A 17,569-nucleotide genomic window follows, 5' to 3' on the forward strand; every position below is an offset into this window, starting at 1 on the left:
GGAGCAGATGATCCGGGCCGCCCGGTGGTCCGCTCCGGCCCGGTCACCGCCGGATGCTCGGCGTCACGGCCGAGCGTGGCGCCCGGCCGGGCCGCGGCGCGCCGGGGCATACCGGTACCGGCGCGGCCGGGGCCGTGGGCATGGCCGGGGTTGTGGTGGCGCAGCAGGATGTCCGGCGGAGCACCCGGACCGGACAGCGGGAGTGCGCAAGGCGGCCGCGGGGCGGTCCGGGGTGACGTGGGGACGGCGCCGGACGGCGTGGGGACGGCGCGGTGCCGCCGGGCCGCGGCAGCCGGGCGCCCCTCTTCGCGGGTAGCCGGCTCGGGATACCGCAGGCGCCCCGCCAGCCGGCGGACGGCCGGCTCGAAGGCTGCCGCCGGCGTGCCGGGCTGCGGGCACCGGGTGTGCGGCGCACCTCCCGCCCGCGTCGGCGGTGCCTTCTTCCCCACGGTCGGCAGGGTCACCGGCGCTGCCTTCCCCGGCGCCGGTGCGACCACGGCGTCGGCATCCGCTGTCCCGGCGAGCCGGCACAGCAGGGCCTGGTCGGCACGCGCCGGCTGTCGGCGTACCTCCGGCGGCGCCGGAACCCGGCTGTCCACCGGCTGTCCCTGCTGCTCCGGCCGCTGCTGCTCCGGCCGCTTTGGCCACCGCGGCTGCTCCGGCTGGCATGGCGAGCCGTCCGCCCCACCGGTCCTCACCCCGTCCGGGTCCGCCGACGCGTGGTGCGCGGCTCCTGGGCGTGCGCCACGGGGTAACGGGAGGCGCTGCCGGGCCCGGCGTGGCGGTGCGCCGGCGGGCCGCTCCTCCCCCGTGGCGTCGTCGTTCAGGCCGACGCCGTCCAGCACCTGCTCCAGGCACGTCCCGAGCAGCGGCTGGCGGTGCAGCCGGGGCGGCTCGGCCGGCGTCCGAGCCCACGCCCAGAGCGCACACGTCCTGGCCGCCCGCCGCGCGGGGGCCGCCAGGGCCCGCGACCAGCTGTCGATCGACGGGCCGGTCGACAGCACGGTGGCGGCCCGGCGGGCCGGGCTCGACCACCACAGCCGGTCGAGTATCACCGGTCCCGGTCTGCCCGGGACCGCACCAGCCATCGGCACGCCCGTCATCGGCTGGCCCCATCGGCGCGGACCAGCTCGAGGTAGAGCAGGATCTGGCCGATCGTCATCCCGCTCACCTCCTCCGGCGTCCATCCGAATTCCCTGGCCAGCACGAAACAGGCCCGCGCCAGCGGGGTCTGGACCAGCTCGGCCAGCTCGTCGCGCGGGGTGTCGACGCCGCTGATCTGGTTGATCCGCTCGACCAGGAACCTGGCCAGGCCCGCCGGCAACCGCGTTATCTGGTCGAGCCCGAGGGCGGGCTTAACGAGGGCCTGTCTGATCATCAACGCGGCAGCCAGGCCGTCGTCGTTGTCCTCACCGGCACGGCCGATCTGCTGCAGGTCCCGTACGGTCAGTGGCCGCAGCACGACCGTCGCCTCGACATCCTCGACCTCCTCGGTCTCCTCGGCCCCACCGCCCGCCAGCAGTGCGGCGGGTATCCGGACGTCGTGCGTCAGGTCCGCCCCGACCAGGAGATCCTCAGCCGTCAGCGTCATCGCGCATCCTCACCGTGTGCTCGCTACGTGCTCACCGCACGGCCATCGGAGTTCGACGGAGGCGCAGCGTGTGCTCGTCCGGACGTTCACGGAACGCACTCCGGGTGCCCGTCGAATATCCGTCGAATGGCAACCGAATGCCCATCCGCCTGCCTGCCTGTGCGTTCATCGGGTACCGTCCGGCCGTGCCCTTGTGCCGTGCCCTTGTCAGGACGCCGGGAGCGCGGGGAAGGTCACGGACACGTCCTTGCCGGCCTCGTTGTCGAGGACGCCGATCCGTGTCGCCTTGAACCGGACCTGCTCCATCACGAAACCCTCCTGCGGCAGCCGGAAACCCCACGTCTCGAACTTCACGCCGAAGACGTTCACCTTCAGCGCGTTGTCCGGGATGTGCGAGTTCCGCAGGGTGAGGTTGAGAACGAAACGCGGCTGGATGCTCGTCCTGTCCTTCTCCAGAGCACCGCGGCCCAGCAGCAGGAACAGCAGGGAACCGTTGATGTAGGCCCGGCCGATGCCGCCGCTGATGTGCACGTTTCCAGGGGAGATCGTGCTCACGTCACGCGCGCCGATCTCGTAGAACTCCTCCAGCTCCGTGCGTACGCACACCTCCACGTCGGTGACGCGGCCCACGACCGCGGAGCTGTAGGCGTCGTTGACGGCGGTGAAGTCGGCCTGTTGGGCGGGAGTGCCCTCCACCGCGATGCCGAGCGTGCCGTGGGCGCCGACGTACACCTTGTCCAGTGCCATGCGGCTCCTCCTTCCGGACGGGTTGGGAAACTCGAGGAAACGCTTTCCCGAGGAACCTCTTATTCAAGGAAAATCGTGACCTCGATGAAGTCGATGCTGAAGGTGGGCCGCAGGATCAGCGTCACCGCGACGATTCCCTTTCGCTGCTGTTCCCGGGTGGCCGTGACGTCGAGGTCATAGCTGATCAGCATCTCGCCGTCCACCATCTCGTTGAGGAAACTGGCGATGGTGGTCCGCAGCGCCGTGCGTACCCGCTCGTTGTTCAGCAGACCGATGTAGGACGTGCTCGCCGCGCGGACGCCGAACTTCGCGTAGTCGACGATCCGACGGGTGGTGATCTGTTTCCAGGCGGTGTTGCCCGACGTCGTGATGCCCTGCACGACGCGGAAACCCTGCCGCGCCTCCAGGGCGAGTATCCGGGCCTGGACGAGCTGGGTCAGCTGCGCCCGGGTGTAGCGCACCTCGAGATCGCCGACCGGCAGCGCCTTGTTCGTCAGGCTGACGTGGGGCGGGTAGCTGGCGAGCAGACCGGCAACGGCCGCCGCGGCGTACGCCCCGGGCAGCGTGACGTCCGTGCCGGCGGCGGCGTCCCCGAACGTGATGCCGGGGGCGACGAGGACGACCCGGTCACTGTCGATGTTGTGACCGCGCAGGACGTCCAGGCTGGTGCCGAGCTCGGCCCCGACCACGGCGATGCGGTCCCGCCCGAAGGCGTCGCTGCTGGCCAGCTGGCAGTGGCCGCCGAGCTCGTCGGCGAACGCCGTGCTCCGGCCCGCACCGACGATGATGTGCGCGTCCTCGTTGAGCAACAGGTCCAGGGCCGCCTTGTACTCGGTGTCGCCCGTCCCGGTGGCTTCGCCGTTGCTGCCCGGTGTGTTGCCGGTGCCGGTGCCGAAGGCGGCCGGATAGTCGGTGGGTTTCAGCGCCTTGCCGGACTGGCCACCCTTTCTCGCGTCCACCCACGCCGAGGAGCCGATATCGGTGACGAGATCGTCACCGTTGACGACGGTATACCGTTCCTCGGTACGGCCCAGGCTCAGCACGACCGTGTTCGCACCCTCCGGAGCGACCTCGTACCACGCGGTGACCACATCCTCCGCCTTGAGGGTGAATCCCTGGGCGAACGTGAGAGCACCGGTAGAACGATTGATCTTCACTTCGTTCGCCTGCGGAGTCGCCGTGTCGTCCCGCAGGACGCTCAGTGAGCGGGTGACGCCGTCGGCCGGGGTGAACAGCTGCACCCGGTTGCGGGCGCTGTTTCCCACCGGGGTGTGCTGCAGCGTCACCGAGGTGGCGCCGGTGTGCTTCTCCGGGCCGACGAAGGCCGGCGAGTCGGCGGCCACGACCTGCACGCCCAGCTCGCCGCTCCAGGTTCCCGGGCTCTTCGCCGTCAGCACGACGCCGTCACCGCCGTCAGCCGACCGGAGCGTGTGGGCCGCGGCGGCCGCGGTGGGACTGCCGTTCCCGTCGACCGCGGACACCCGCACCGCGATGATCGAGGTCGCGCCGTGCGCGGCAGCGATCTCGATGGCGCGCACGAGGGTCAGCTCGTTGCTCCGGCCGTCCACCCAGGGGTCGTAGGCGCCGAATATCTCCCGGGCCTCAAGGAAACCACCCACCGCGACGGGTTTGTTGAGCTCCCCCTTCCGCGCGGTGCCGACGACGGCGACCGTCCCGACACTCACCCGCGCGGGTACGATCAGCCCCTCCGGCCGCACATCGATGTAGGTGCCGGGCAGCACCATCTCAGCCATGCTCCGTCCTCCTTCTGGGTCGGCCGGCTTCTGGGCCAGCCGGCTTCTGGGCCAGCCGAACTGGGTCGGCCGAATGCCCTGGTCAGCCGGGTACGCGTGCGGCCCGCAGGTAGAGCACCGCCGGGTGGTCGAAGGGCGTGGTCCCAAGCGAGACCTCGAGGCGGTCCTGGGCGTCCGGCAGTGGTACGGGCGGGTTCAGCGCCAGCTGCCCCACCTGGTAGCCATCCGGCACGCCGTCGGAATCCCAGTCGCCGAGCAGCAGGTCACCGGCTTCGTCGAAGGCCGCGACGAACTCGGCCAGCGACGGGAAGACCCACACACCGTGACGCTGCGGGGACACCGGGTCCGCGACGGCCGCGAGAAACGCCGCGAGCGTCGGATACCCGGCCGGTGCGCCGGTGGCACCGTCATGGGTGCGCAGCAGCCGGACGCCACCGGTGGGTACGGGCGCCGGCAGGTAGGCGGCGATCGCCAGGTGGCCGACACCACGCCGGCCACCCCGCAGTACCAGCGCGGCAGCGCCGGTCTGATCCCAGCGGACACTGTCGCCGGTGACCGTGGCCCGCTCCTCGACCAGCGAGCCGGCCACCTCCTGGCCGGTGTCGACGGGTACCACGGCTATCAGGCTCTCGGCGTCCACGGTCGGCGCGAGCTGGTATTCGAACAGGACGTGATAGTCGGCGGTCCGTGACCAGGCCCCACGGCCCTCTGCCGGAAGGGCACCGGCGACGCCGTCCAGCTGCAGGAAACCTGCGTCCCACAGGTCCGCTCTGGCGCCGAGGAGACGGCCCTGCAGAGCCGTCATCCGCGCATCCGCCGCCTCCGGGGTGGCGCCCCAGACCTGAAACCGGACGACGCATTCAAGCTGGCCGCCGCGCAGCTCGACCGCGGGGAACGGGCCGACGGCCCCCAGACCGCGCAGGTTGCCCAGTCCGAGCGCCCGATCGCTGACCTGGAGCACGACAACCGATGGGCCGGGCGTTACGCCGACGGGCTCGGCATCAGGATCGAGATAGCCGGAGAGCACCTTGAGGAGCGCCGAGACGGCCTGGTCGGACGATGTGATCACAGTTGGGCCCGGCGGGCTCGCCGCCGCCCGGAGCGCCTCCGGCCGCACCGACGGCGCGACCCCCGACGGCACGGCTCCGGACGAGACGGCATCCGACGGCACAGCGCCTGGTGACAGGACACTCAACGGCCCGGCGCCCGGCGACGCAGGCGGCGCTTCACCCGCCGTGACCAGCGGTTTCCGGCTGCCGCCGCGGGTGAAGAGACTCACCGAAAGCCTCCGCCCGCCCGGACGACGCACTCCACTCGGGTTGCCTGCATGGAATCATGGTGCGCCGGCAGCGTCACATACCCGTCACCGCCGCGTCCGGCGCAGCGTCACCACATCCTGTCCACGAGCGCTATCGGCCGATCGGCCGATGTTCCGCGGCCGGTCACCAGTCACGATCTGCATGTGCCCTACGCATCGAGTACGTTGGCGACGCGTAACCGGACTCGCCCCCGGATCGTCCTGCTCAACGGCTTCCAGCTCGTGCTGGGAGGCGCCGCGCGGCCCGTCCCCCTCGGGGTGCAGCGGCTGCTGGCGCTGCTGGCGCTACGTCCCGACGCGGTGCCGCGCTCCAACGTCCGGGGCATCCTGTGGCCGGATGTCGGCGAGAGCGCGGCCAACGGCCGGCTGCGGACCGCGTTGTGGCGGGCCGGGCGGCTGCACGACGGCCTGGTGGAGACCTCCCCGACCTGTCTTCGACTGGCCGGGGACGTGCTCGTGGACACGCACGAGACCGTCGCGCTCGCCCACCGGCTGCTCACGCCGGCCGACGTCGACACCGGCGAGCTGATCCAGCCGGCGTTGACCGGCGAGCTGCTGCCTGGCTGGTACGACGACTGGGTGCTGTTCGAACGCGAACGGCTGGGCCAGCTGATGCTGCACGCCCTGGAGGCGCTGGCCGTCCGGCTGCTCGCCCTGGGCCGCTACGGCTCGGCCGCCGACGCGGCCTACGCGGCGATCCGGGCCGACCCGTTACGGGAGAGCGCGCAGCAGGTGCTCATCCGGGTGCACCTGGCCGAGGGCAACGTGCGCGAGGCCGTGCGCCGCTACCGCGCCTATGCCGGGCTGCTGCGGGACGAGCTCGCTCTTGCGCCCTCGGCCGCGCTGACCGAGCTGGTGTTCCCGGCGGGCGGGCAGACCTCGGCCAGGCACCGCGCCGGCGGGAACACAGCCGGCGGTGACGTTCGCTCGACGGCGAGGTGACACGACGGGTCGACAGTGCCGGGATGGTGGACAGCATCGGAATGGCAGACGGCGCCGGGATGGCGGACGGCGGCCCTCCACGGCCCGGGCTGCTGGTACTGACCGTCCGGCCCGGCCCGCGGGGCGGGCTGATCGCCCGGCTGCGCATGACCACCGACGTCTCCCGGACCGAGCTGACCGCCGTGACGACCGCGTCCCCGACCGAGGTCGTCGACCTGGTGCGGCGCTTCCTCGACCAGGTCCTGGCCGACTGGTCCGGTTGACCCGGGTGCCTGCCCGGCGCGGATACCGGGCCGGGCAGGCACCGGGCCGGACAGATACCGGGCCGGCTGGTCGGGGTACCGGGTACCGGGTACCGGGCACGACCGCGCTACCTGAGCTCCGGTCCGATGTTCGGCGGATAGCCGGCCGGGTCGTCGGCCCGGAGGACGAACGCGGCCAGTTCGACGCGGTTGGCGACGTTGAGCTTGCCGAACACGTGGGCCAGGTGGGTCTTCACGGTGCTCAGCGATATGGCGAGGGCACGCCCGACCGCCGGGTTGGACAGGCCGCGGGCAACGGCCCTGGCAACCTCGCGTTCGGCCGGGGTCAGCGCCGCCCAGCCCAGCGCCGGCCGGCGCCGTGATCCCCGCGACCTGCCGGCGGAGGCGGTCGCGGTGGGACCGTCGAGTTTCGCGCTCTCGTCGGCGGCGTCGAACACCGCCGCGGTCATCCGGGCGCGGCGGTCGGTCAGGGTCTGCTCCGCATCCCCGAAGGATCCCAGGCCGCCGTGGCGGCGCTGAACCTCGCCGGCCTCACCGGATGCGTCCAGTCGCTCACGCGCATAAGCCGCGACGGTGTCCAGCAGCTGGTACCGGCTGTCGACGGCTCGCCGGTCGGTGACAACCAGTGAATGGTCCACCAGCGTGGTCAGGGCTTCCAGCACGTCCTCGCGGGCCAGGGCACCGAATGCGCAGACCGCCTCGACCTCGGCCATGCGCGCGCCACCGGCGAACACCGCCAGGCGACGTAAGAGGATGCGCCCGAGCTCGTCAAGCAGGTCGTAGCTCCAGTCGATGCAGGCTCTGATCGTCCGGTGCCGCCTCGGCGCGAACCTGCTGCCACCCGCCAGCAGCTTCAGACGGTCGTCGACGCCGCGTGCGATCTCGGGAAGCGAAAGCACCCGGGTGCGGGCCGCGGCCAGCTCGATGGCCAGCGGCAGGCCGTCGAGCCGGGCGCAGACCTCGGCGACCAGATGCCGGTCGAGCTCCGCGCCCGGGGCCGGAGACACGGGCACGCCGCCATCCACCGCCGTGACGCAGGTGGATGGCCCGATCTCGGCGCCGGCTCTGGCCAGGAACAGCTCCACCGCGTCGGCCTGCGTCATCGGGGGGACCCGCCACGCCACCTCGGCGCCGACGCCCAATCGGACCCGGCTGGTGGCCAGCAGATGGACACCGCCGCACCTCGGGAGCAGCACCGACGCGAGCGCCTGCACCGCGTCGGCCACGCGGTCGCAGTCGTCCAGGACCACGAGCAACCGACGTTCGCCGAGTTGGTCGGCGACCCGTTCCAGCGGCGCTACGTCGAAACGATCCGGCATACCCAACGCAGCTATCAGCACTGACGGTAACAAACTGGCGTCAGTCAGGTCACCGCAGGATAACCAGAACAGCCCGGCCGGGAACACCTCACCACGGCACTCTGCCAGCCGCGCCATCACCTGATCGGCCAGGCGGGTCTTGCCACAGCCACCCGGACCGGTGGCCGTGACCAGCCGCTCCCGCATGACGAGGCCCGCGAGCGCGACAATGTCGGACTGCCGTCCGACGAAGTCGGTGAGCGGCACCGGCGCACCCCCCGATCCTGATCGACCGGGCGGGCACCCGCTGTCATCACGGCCGCCGCACCGGCCGCACCATCCCCCGATGCTTCCAATGGCTCACTCATGGTCCAACATGCGCCGGATCTCGCCTGTCACCTATCGGACTCTCCCGAAGACCGGAGAACCGCGGCGCCCGGAACTGCGACCTGGAGCAGAAAGATGCTCAACTTCCGCGGCGGCAGGTACCGCATCAGCCGCCGGTGCCATCCTCTGTCACCAGTGCGACGAGGGGCTGCCGGGGCGATACGGTGACTTCCACGAACTACGGTGACTTCCACGAACATCGGCGACTTCCACGAACATCGCCGTTTCCATTTCGTCGGCACCCCGGCCTGGATCGCCCCCGAGCAGGCGACCGGCGACGAGATCACCGCGGCCACCGACGTCTTCGCCTGGGCCGGGATCGTCGTCTTCGCGGCCACCGGCCAGCCGCCCTTCGGCACCGGCCGGCCCGAGGCCGTTCTCAGCCGCATCCTGTCCGGCGGCCCGGCGGCCGACTACGACCAGCTCGCCGGGCCGCTGCGGGAGCTGGTCCGCGCCGCCCTCGCCCGCGATCCCCGGCAGCGGCCGTCCGCCCGGGCGCTGCGGGACGACCTTGCTGGTACCAGCCCTGCCGGTACCAGCCCTGCTGTCAGCGTTCCCGCTGTCAACGGGAGCGCTGACAGCGACCGGGCAGCTGACGGCACGCAGGCGGCACCCGCCGAATCCGCCACCGCGCCGCCCCCCACCGTCACCATCCCGGTGCGGCCCACAGCCGTGGCGGTGGAACCACCGTTGCCGGCCACCGTCCACGACCAGCCCGTCATCCCCGCACGGCCCGCACGCTGGGCGCGGCCGGCCGTACTCGGCGCCGCCGTGGTTGTCGTGGCCGGGGCGACGATCGCCGGGATCCTCGCCGCCCAGGGGGCGGGGACGACGCCGGCGGTTCCGGCTCCGGAGCGGGAACGGCGGTGGCGGATGCCTCCTACCAGGCAGACGGCCCGTGGCGGGCCGTCGTCCGCAGCACCCTCCCGGTCCCGACCGACACCTGCGAGATCGTCCTGACCTCCGCCGACACCGGCGAGAGCGTCCTCCACCAGGGAGGGCTGTCCGGAACGTGGTCGTTCCAGATCTCCCACCCGGGAAACTTCCAGTGGCAGGTGAGCGACCCCGGCTGCCTGGTCGAGCCGCAGGCCGGAGCCGGAGCCGTGACGCTGCCCTTCACCCACCAGGCCAACACCGGCGACACCGACGCGTTCACCGCTGAGGGCCGCGTCGCCGTGAAGATCCTGGACTTCAACGGCGCCGAGGAATGCGGATTCATCCTCCGCGACGCCACCACCGGCGAGGACCTGGACCACGGCACCGTCCAGCCCACCAGCGCCAACACGTCGCTGCTGCTGGACCCGGCCGGCCGCTCACAGCTCTATCTGATCGACACCAGCGGCCGGTACTGCGGCATACAGGTGTCGTCCGCCGCCACCTGACCGGGACTCGGCCGTCGAGGCCGCGGCGTCAGGCTCCGGGGCCGGCCGGCTGCCCGCCCAGGCCACCGGAGACAGTGCCCGACGCGCGCGTGAGCGCGTCCGCCGCCTGCGACAGCGCGCTGTAGGAGAGGCCCGCGGCGGCGCCGTAGATGTCCTGGGGGCTGCTCGTCCCGGCACCGCCGGCGCCCGGCCCGGCGGCAGCGCCCGGCCCGGCGCCGAAACCGGTCGGGCCGGTGTCCGCGACGGTCCCCGCCGTAGGGCCGACGGACCTGGCCGCGACCGAGACGGCGTTCGAGGCGCCGGAGAGGGCACCGATGGACAGGCCCACGGCGGCCTGGAAGAGCTGGGTGACGCTCGTGTCGACACTGGTCGCGCCGCCGGCGTCGGCGCTGGTGCCGGCGCTGGTGCCGGCGCTGGTGTCGGCGCTGGTCCGGGTATCGGCGGAGAAGGAGATGGACGCGCTGGCCGGAGCCGCACCGAGGAGCGTGGCAAGCGCTCCGGTAGCGGTGAGGACGCCGGCGCGGCGCAGGGCTCTGGCGTTCATGCTTGCCCCCAGCAGGTATCCGTAGTGTCGATCTATCTCCTGCAAGGTAGCCCTCGGGCAGGGGCCGAAGGGCCCGCCGGCCAGCACTGTGGTAGTGATCTCCACCGTCCCGGCGCGGACATCGCCTGCGGATGTCGGGAAGTCGTTTTGTGTTCTTATGCCTACTGTGAGAATAAATATTCGATTAGGTGAGGTTTACCTGTTCTTCTGGTACCTTCCCTTGAGTCCTTCTGACGAACAGTGACCGTACGGCGATGGCGGAGGCGGCAGACGTGTGGGCGGATCTCGTTCCGAACCTGCTCATCGGGTTACGCGAGGGTTTCGAGGCAAGCCTGATTGTTTCGGTTCTGGTCGCCACGCTCGTGCGTGCCGACCAGCGTGCCCGCCTCCCCCAGGTCTGGACGGGAGTGCTCGCCGCCGTCGCCCTCTCGGCGAGCTTCGGCGCGGTCCTCACCTTCGCCGCCGCCTCGATGTCGACCGCGGCCCAGGAGACGTTCAGCGGTGTGCTGAGCCTGATCGCGGTCGGTTTCGTCACCGTGATGGTCTTCTGGATGCGGCGGTCGGCACGGACGCTGTCCGGTGAGATCAGCGGCCGGGTCACCGTCGCGCTGGCGCTCGGCCCTGGCATGCTGGTCCTCACCGCGTTCCTGGCGGTCGCCCGGGAGGGCCTGGAGACCTCCCTGTTCGTCTGGACGACCACCCGGGGCGCGGACGAGTCGGCCGGCCCGCTCGTCGGGGCCGTCGCCGGGATCGCGCTGGCCGCCGCCGCGTGCTTCGCCATCTACCGGCAGACGCTGCGGATCAACCTGACGAGGTTCTTCACGATCACCGGCATCGGGCTGGTCGTGATCGCGGCCGGCGTCACCGGGTACGGGCTGGCCGACCTCCAGGAAAGCGCTCTCCTGCCGGGCGGGGCGGCCACGGCGTTCGACCTGAGCGCCACCATCGACCCGAGCTCCTGGTACGCCAGGCTCACCGAGGGCATCCTCAACATCACCCCGCGGATGACCGTGCTGCAGGTCGTCGGCTACCTCGCCTACCTGGTGCCGGTGCTGCTGCTCTTCCTGCGGGGCGCCGGCGCCACCGCCCCGGCCACCGCCCCGGCCGCCGCCACCACGCCGACCGGCACCGCCGAAGCGACCGGCACCGAACCGACCAGCGCCGCGGCGCCGGCTGGCTCCCTCGAACCGGCCGCGGCCGCCGAGCCGGCGCCGGCTGGCCCGGCCGAGCCGGTGCCTGGCGGGCGGCGGTGGGCGCCGCGCGCGGTGCCCCGCTGGGTGCTTCCGATGGCTGTCGTCGCGCTGCCGGCCGTCGCCGCCGGTGCCGCGATCCTCGCGCTCGGCCCGTCCGACGGCGCCCACGCGACGACGATCGAGGTGACCGCCGGCTCCTGCGCCGACGGCTGGCAGGCGCCGCGGCCCGGCCGGCAGACCTTCACCGTCCGCAACACCGGTGGCCGGGGCATGGAGGTCCGTCTGATCGACCCCGCGAGCGGGGCTATCCACGCCGAGATCGAGCTGCTCGCGCCGGGCACCAGCCGGCCGTTGTCGGCGGCCGTCGGCGGCGGCACCTACGCCTGGCAGTGCCTGCCCGGCAACGACCCGCCCATCGTCTCGGCGAGCCAGCGGGTGACCGGCTCGGCCGCCGGCGGCCAGGCGGTCATCCCGGTGACGGAGGAGATCATGGCCGGGCCGGTGGACGCCTACCGGGCGTTCGTCACCGCCGGCCTGGTCACCCTGCAACGCGACACCGAAACCTTGCGTGCGGACGTGGCGGCCGGTGACCTTGACGCGGCCCGCCGTGACTGGCTCACCGCCCATCTCGACTACGAACGCCTCGGCGCCGCGTACGGCACGTTCGGCGACTTCGACGCCGCGATCAACGGACGGCCCGACGGCCTGCCCGGCGGCATCACCGACGAGGACTTCACCGGCTTCCACCGCATCGAGTACGGGCTGTGGCACGGCGAGGACGCGGCAGCGCTCACACCGCTGGCGGACCGGCTCGCCGGTGACGTCACCGAGCTGGGCAAGGCGTTCCCGGCCCAGGAGCTCGATCCCAACGACCTGGCCCTGCGCACCCACGAGATCCTCGAGAACACCCTGCAGTTCCAGCTCACCGGCGCCGCCGACCAGGGCAGCGGCACCACGCTGGCCACCGCCGGCGCGAACACCGAGGGCACCCGCGAGCTCCTGAGGATCATTTCTCCGCTGCTGGCGACCCGGGCACCGGACACGCTGGCCGCGGCCGACCGGCAGCTGGATGCCTTCGCGACGCTGCTGCGCCGGATCGGCAGCCCGGCCGGGACCTGGACCGCCCCGCGGGCCCTTCCCCTCGCCGACCGGCAGCGGCTCAACGGCGGCCTCGGGGGGCTGCTGGAGACCCTCGCGCCCATTCCCGACGTCCTGGAGATCAGGAACACCGGATGAGCCCGACACCCTTGCCCGACCGCTCCCACCGCGGCCGCGACACCTCCTCCAAGCTCCCGGAGCAGCGCCGATGACCGAAACGCCCGCGGCACCCGAGCCGTCCGAGCCGTCCGCCCCGTCCGCGCCCTCCGCGCCGCCCGCGGCCGTCCCGGCGCCCGGGGCCGGCGAGACGGCCGCGCCCTCGCCGCGGCACCGACAGCGGGCGGAGCACGACGTCCCGGCAGCCTCCCGGCGCCGCGGCGGGCCGTTCGGCGCCGCGCTCGGGCGCAGGTCCTTCCTGGCCGGGGCGCTGGCCGCCGGGGCCGCGGTGGGCGCCGGCGGCACCGCGCTCGCGACGACCACCGGCGACGACCAGAACACCACCCGTGACGGGGATCCGGGCCGGACGGTCGCCTTCCACGGGACCCACCAGGCCGGCATCCTCACCCCGGCGCCGGCGGCGGCGACGTTCGCCTCCTTCGACGTGATCGCCACAGACCACGCCGGGCTGACCGAGCTGTTCAGGGCAATCACCGAACGTGCACGCTTCTTGACCTCCGGTGGCGAGCCGGTCGATCTCGGGACGACCGCCCCGCCGTCCGACAGCGGCATCCTCGGGCCGGTGGTGCCGCCGGACGCGCTGACCGTCACCGTCGGGGTGGGCGCCTCCCTCTTCGACGACCGGTTCGGCCTGGCCGGCCGCAGGCCGCGGCGGCTCACCCCGATGCGCACCTTCCCCAACGACGCGCTGGACCCGGCGCACTGCCACGGCGACCTCAGCCTGCAGCTGTGCGCGCACAGCCGCGACACGGTCCTGCACGCGCTGCGGGACATCGCCCGGCACACCCGCGGCGGCATGCAGCTGCGCTGGCGCGTCGACGGCTTCCAGAACCCGCCCCGGCCGTCGGGAGCCCAGCGCAACATGCTCGGCTTCAAGGACGGCACCGCCAACCCGGACGTCACCTCCGCCGCCGAGATGGACCGGCTGGTCTGGGTGCACGGCGGCGACGGGCCCGCCTCGGCCGAGCCCGCCTGGACCGAGGGCGGCTCCTACCAGGTCATCCGTATCATCCGCATGCTGGTGGAGTTCTGGGACCGGGTCTCGCTCAACGAGCAGGAGATGATGATCGGCCGGCGCCGGGACACCGGGGCCCCGCTGGACGGCGCCGCGGAGGCCGACATCCCGGACTACACCCGCGACCCCGACGGCGGCATCATCCCGCTCGACGCGCACATCCGGCTGTCCAACCCGCGCACGCCGGACACGGACAGCTCCCGCATCCTGCGCCGCGGCTACAACTACGACCGGGGCATCGACGCCAACGGCAACCTGGACATGGGCCTGCTCTTCTGCTGCTACCAGCAGGACATCGCCCGGCAGTTCGAGGTGACCCAGACCCGGCTCATCGACGAGCCGCTGGTCGACTACATCAGCCCCACCGGCGGCGGCTACTTCTTCGTCCTGCCGGGCGTCCGCGACTCCACCGACCACCTCGGCCGCACCCTGCTGGCCTGACGGCCGCGGCGATTGGCCGCGTGGTGACCACGGCAACCGAGGTGACCTGGCATGGTCCCGGGGCGGATATGCTCCAGGGGAGCCGCATCCTGCCCACCCGGCCCGCGGCCGCCACGGCTCGCCGTCCCACCCACATGTCCGTTCTGGTCCGGACCCGGGCCGGGTCCGGCGAGTCCGGGCGCGGATCATTCCGCACCCAGGCCTCACTACGATTCGGCTCATGGAGACGTTGTCGTTGGCAGACGGGGCCGTCCTTCGCCCGGCCCGGCCGGGTGATGCCGGGGGCATCCTCGACTGTGTCAGAGGGCTGGCCCGCTACGAGCGGGAGCCCGACGCGGTGCGGACGACAGCCGACGACCTGCACGTGGCGCTGTTCGGCCCGGCGCCGGCGGTGTCCGCCCATGTCGTCGAACGGGACGGTGAGATCGTCGGCATCGCGGTCTGGTTCCTGAACTACTCCACCTGGACCGGTCGGCACGGCATCTACCTGGAGGACCTGTTCGTCCGCGAGGACCAGCGCGGCCAGGGCTACGGCCGCGCGCTGGTGGCCACGCTGGCCCGGCACTGCGTCGAACGGGGGTACGCCCGGCTCAACTGGGCGGTGCTCGACTGGAACACGCCCGCCCTCGACTTCTACGGCTCCCTCGGCGCCCGCCCCCAGCCGGAGTGGGTCGGCCACGTCCTCACCGGCGACCGGCTCACCGCACTCGGCACACCCTGACCACCAGCGCCACCCGGCGGCCACTGCGAACAGCCACCGCGAACAGCCACCATGCCCAGGTCACGGTCGGCAGTCCCGGGAGAACACCACCCTGCCCAGACATGAAGAGCCGCTAAAGCTTATGTCTGGGGACTGTGTCCAATGGTCGGAGCTGACGCACCGGCTGCTTGATGCCGCCAGGTCACAAATTGGCCACAAAAAACACCGGAATGAAGCTCGGCAAGCTCCGGCGACCAGGAGGACCACAAAAAATCTGAACGGTGGATCAGAGCTCAGCAACCTCCGCTGCGACTCGAGCCCCCGCCGTACGAGCCGGAACCGCCGGAACCGCCGGAACCATATCCTCTCGAGCTGCGGCCAGCAGAACGGGGGCCGTTCGTGTCCTGGTTTTCCGAGCTGTAGCCGCTCGGCCGAGATGTCCTCGGAGTCTCGGTCCTCGAGGAGCCACTGCCATCGGAGCTTCTGCCACCCGCCCTGAACCGCTTCCAGAGTTTCACTGACGACGTCCTCTCCAGGAGAGCTCCAGCGATCAGGCGCAGCATATATCGGCGTTGACGGCCAAGCTATATCCGCGCGCCGTCCAGTCGACGACAATCCCGCTCCGTCAACCCGGATTCCTGGATTATAAATGCCCACAAAAGGGACAAATAGTACTACTGACAGCCAGCCGGTCGGCTGTCGCCGTCCGGCCGGTGCGCTCCCCGCGGGCCGTGGCCGCGGATATCGTCGGATACCCGATACATCTCGCCCGCACGACGACCCACGGTGTATGCATACCCACGTTCCGCGTCCGACAGACTGGGGGTTGGGCGATGCGGCAGGACACACCCTCTCCGGCCGGGGAGGACGGCGCGGGCGCGGTGGATTTCTTCGTCTCCCACGTCTCCGCGGACCGCGAATGGGCAGAGTGGATCGCCTGGCAGCTCGAGGCCGTCGGGTACCGCGTGCTGGTGCAGCCGTGGGATTTTGTCCCCGGATCCAACCTCATCGCCGAGAAGCATCGGGCCACCCAGCTTTCAGCCCGCACGATTTCGGTGCTCTCCGCCGCCTATCTGGCCTCGGAGCACGTTGCCCCTGAATGGCAGGCCGCATTGGACGCGGACCCGAGCGGCCGGCAACGCAGACTGCTGATGCTACGGGTGGAGGACTGCAAACCGCCGGGCCTGTTGGCCCAGCGGGTCGTCGTGGACCTGTTCGCGACGGATGCCACGCTCGCCACCCAACGGCTGCTGGCCGCTGTCCGCGACGAGCGGGGAAAACCGACAGCCACGCCCGCCTTCCCGGGCCGGCCCGAGCCAGGATTTCCCGGCCGGCTGCCGGTCGTCTGGAACATTCCCGTCCGGCTGCGGTTCTTCACCGGCCGCGACGCTCTGCTCGAGCAGATAGCCGAGCAGCTGGCCGGCACCGGCCGGGTCGCGGTCACCGGCCCCGTGGGCTCCCGGGCGGCGGGCGCGGCGGCGCTGTACGGCCTGGGCGGAGTCGGGAAGACCCAGCTGGCAGTCGAGTACGCCCACCGGTACGCGGACGTCTACCGGTGGGCGTGGTGGATCGACGCGGAACAGCCCGTTCTGGTGAGCGGGCAGCTGGCCGCGCTGGCGCCGCGGCTTGAGCTGCCGGTGAGCGGGCGGGCCGCCGAGGACGCGGCTGCGGTGCTGGACCGGTTGAGCGTCACCGGCGACTGGCTGCTGATCTTCGATAACGCCCAGTCCGCCGAAGAGGTGCGCGAGTGGCTGCCGGACACCGCCCGGGGCGGGCATGTGCTGGTCACCTCACGCAGCCCGGTATGGACGCCGCTGGCGACCCGGATTCCGGTCGACGTGCTCAGCCGTTCCGAGACGACCGCCCTGCTCCGTCAGCTGGTACCCGACATCGACGGGCCCACCGCCCACGAGCTGGCCAACCTGCTGGGGGATCTGCCGCTGGCGGTAGGGCAGGCCGCCGCCTACCTGGAGAAGAGCGGGGAAACCCCGGCCGGTTATCTGGCCACGTTTCGCGCCCGGCGGCACCGGCTGTTGGCGGAAGGGCAGGATCTGGTCTATGGCGGCAGTGTCGACGCAGCCTGGTCGCTGTCGCTTCAGCGGCTGGCCACCGAGAGCCCGGCGGCGGTGAGGCTCCTCGGGCTCGCGGCGTTCCTCGGCCCGGAGCCGATCCCGCTGACGCTGCTCACCCAGCCGGTCGGCCGCAGGTGGCAGCGGCAGTCCGGTCTCGCCGGCCGACAGGTGCCACAGGCAGTGACCGCGCTGCTGGGCTACTCCCTGGTCACCCGTGACGGTGACGCCATCCGCGTACACCGCCTGGTCCAGGAGGTCACCCGCACCCGCCTGACGCGGGACCGGCGGCGGTACGCGGCAGCAGCCCGCCGCCTGCTGGTCGCCGCAGCCCCTCCCGGCACCGAGGATCCCGACAGCTGGCCCGTGTGGGCCGTGCTGGCGCCGCATGCGCTGACCGCACCCGCCCTGTATCCGGAGGATCCGGCTGAGGACATCGGTCCGGAGGCACGCAGACTGCTGCTGGAGACCGGCTGGTACCTGCGGGTGCGGGGGGACCCGCACGCGGCCCACAGCCACCATCAGCAAGTCCACCGGAGCTGGGCCCGCCATCTCGGCCTCGACCATCCCGACACCCTGTCCGCGGCGAACAACCTCGCCGAGGATCTGCGCGTACTGGGCGACGTGGCCGCGGCACGAAGCCTGGACGA

14 protein-coding genes and 1 pseudogene are annotated in these 17,569 nt (G+C 72.1%); 8 read left to right on the plus strand and 7 right to left on the minus strand.

Annotated features, from left to right (window positions below):
• The 5 genes and pseudogenes from AC5LSR_RS00240 to AC5LSR_RS00260 all read right to left on the minus strand — a co-directional run.
• Positions 1-1,088, minus strand: a pseudogene (locus AC5LSR_RS00240) (hypothetical protein); the annotation flags it as partial.
• A gap of 11 nt (positions 1,089-1,099) precedes the next feature.
• A complete protein-coding gene (locus AC5LSR_RS00245) occupies positions 1,100-1,591 on the minus strand; it encodes a hypothetical protein (RefSeq protein WP_250285224.1) in 492 nt (163 codons plus the stop codon).
• Positions 1,592-1,798: 207 nt separating this feature from the next.
• Complete coding sequence (locus AC5LSR_RS00250; protein ID WP_250285225.1) at positions 1,799-2,338, minus strand: hypothetical protein; 540 nt, start codon at positions 2,336-2,338, stop codon at positions 1,799-1,801.
• Between the two features lie 59 nt (positions 2,339-2,397).
• A complete protein-coding gene (locus AC5LSR_RS00255; RefSeq protein ID WP_250285226.1) occupies positions 2,398-4,092 on the minus strand; it encodes a phage tail sheath C-terminal domain-containing protein in 1,695 nt (564 codons plus the stop codon).
• An 82-nt stretch (positions 4,093-4,174) separates the two neighbouring features.
• The gene (locus AC5LSR_RS00260; RefSeq protein WP_250291338.1) at positions 4,175-5,161 is read right to left on the minus strand and encodes a hypothetical protein; all 987 of its coding nucleotides are present in this window, start codon (positions 5,159-5,161) and stop codon (positions 4,175-4,177) included.
• 393 nt (positions 5,162-5,554) lie between these two features.
• On the opposite strand from AC5LSR_RS00260, the gene AC5LSR_RS00265 reads away from it, so the two are divergent.
• Positions 5,555-6,352, plus strand: a complete 798-nt coding sequence (locus AC5LSR_RS00265) for an AfsR/SARP family transcriptional regulator (RefSeq protein ID WP_250285229.1) — start codon at positions 5,555-5,557, stop codon at positions 6,350-6,352.
• A 41-nt stretch (positions 6,353-6,393) separates the two neighbouring features.
• Positions 6,394-6,615 carry a hypothetical protein gene (locus AC5LSR_RS00270; protein ID WP_250285230.1) on the plus strand — a complete coding sequence of 74 codons (222 nt, stop codon included), beginning with the start codon at positions 6,394-6,396 and terminating at the stop codon, positions 6,613-6,615.
• Between the two features lie 107 nt (positions 6,616-6,722).
• On the opposite strand, the gene AC5LSR_RS00275 is transcribed toward AC5LSR_RS00270, so the two are convergent.
• Positions 6,723-8,180, minus strand: coding sequence for a helix-turn-helix transcriptional regulator (locus AC5LSR_RS00275; protein WP_250285231.1), 1,458 nt, complete (start codon positions 8,178-8,180; stop codon positions 6,723-6,725).
• A 303-nt stretch (positions 8,181-8,483) separates the two neighbouring features.
• Here AC5LSR_RS00275 and AC5LSR_RS00280 point away from each other — a divergent pair, with 303 nt between their 5' ends.
• Together AC5LSR_RS00280 and AC5LSR_RS00285 are read left to right on the plus strand one after the other, a co-directional pair.
• A complete protein-coding gene (locus tag AC5LSR_RS00280) occupies positions 8,484-9,260 on the plus strand; it encodes a protein kinase domain-containing protein (RefSeq protein ID WP_250285232.1) in 777 nt (258 codons plus the stop codon).
• On the plus strand, positions 9,167-9,682 hold the full coding sequence (locus AC5LSR_RS00285) for a hypothetical protein (protein ID WP_250285233.1): 516 nt from the start codon (positions 9,167-9,169) through the stop codon (positions 9,680-9,682). Before AC5LSR_RS00280 ends, AC5LSR_RS00285 begins: the two co-directional genes overlap by 94 nt.
• 28 nt (positions 9,683-9,710) lie before the next feature.
• Here the strand turns inward: AC5LSR_RS00285 and AC5LSR_RS00290 are convergent, their stop codons facing one another.
• Positions 9,711-10,226: a hypothetical protein gene (locus tag AC5LSR_RS00290; RefSeq protein WP_250285234.1), complete on the minus strand. Its 516-nt coding sequence runs from the start codon at positions 10,224-10,226 to the stop codon at positions 9,711-9,713.
• Between the two features lie 254 nt (positions 10,227-10,480).
• Here AC5LSR_RS00290 and efeU point away from each other — a divergent pair, with 254 nt between their 5' ends.
• The 4 genes from efeU to fxsT all read left to right on the plus strand — a co-directional run.
• Entirely contained in the window at positions 10,481-12,655 is a 2,175-nt protein-coding gene (gene efeU / locus AC5LSR_RS00295; RefSeq protein WP_493468045.1) for an iron uptake transporter permease EfeU, read from the plus strand.
• 70 nt (positions 12,656-12,725) lie between these two features.
• Positions 12,726-14,150, plus strand: coding sequence for an iron uptake transporter deferrochelatase/peroxidase subunit (gene efeB, locus AC5LSR_RS00300; RefSeq protein ID WP_493464310.1), 1,425 nt, complete (start codon positions 12,726-12,728; stop codon positions 14,148-14,150).
• Positions 14,151-14,370: 220 nt separating this feature from the next.
• On the plus strand, positions 14,371-14,871 hold the full coding sequence (locus AC5LSR_RS00305; RefSeq protein ID WP_250291347.1) for a GNAT family N-acetyltransferase: 501 nt from the start codon (positions 14,371-14,373) through the stop codon (positions 14,869-14,871).
• 812 nt (positions 14,872-15,683) lie between these two features.
• A partial coding sequence (fxsT, locus tag AC5LSR_RS00310; protein WP_493468046.1) for an FxSxx-COOH system tetratricopeptide repeat protein occupies positions 15,684-17,569 on the plus strand: 1,886 nt, incomplete at its 3' end.

Source organism: Protofrankia sp. CiP1_Cm_nod4, from assembly GCF_982290645.1.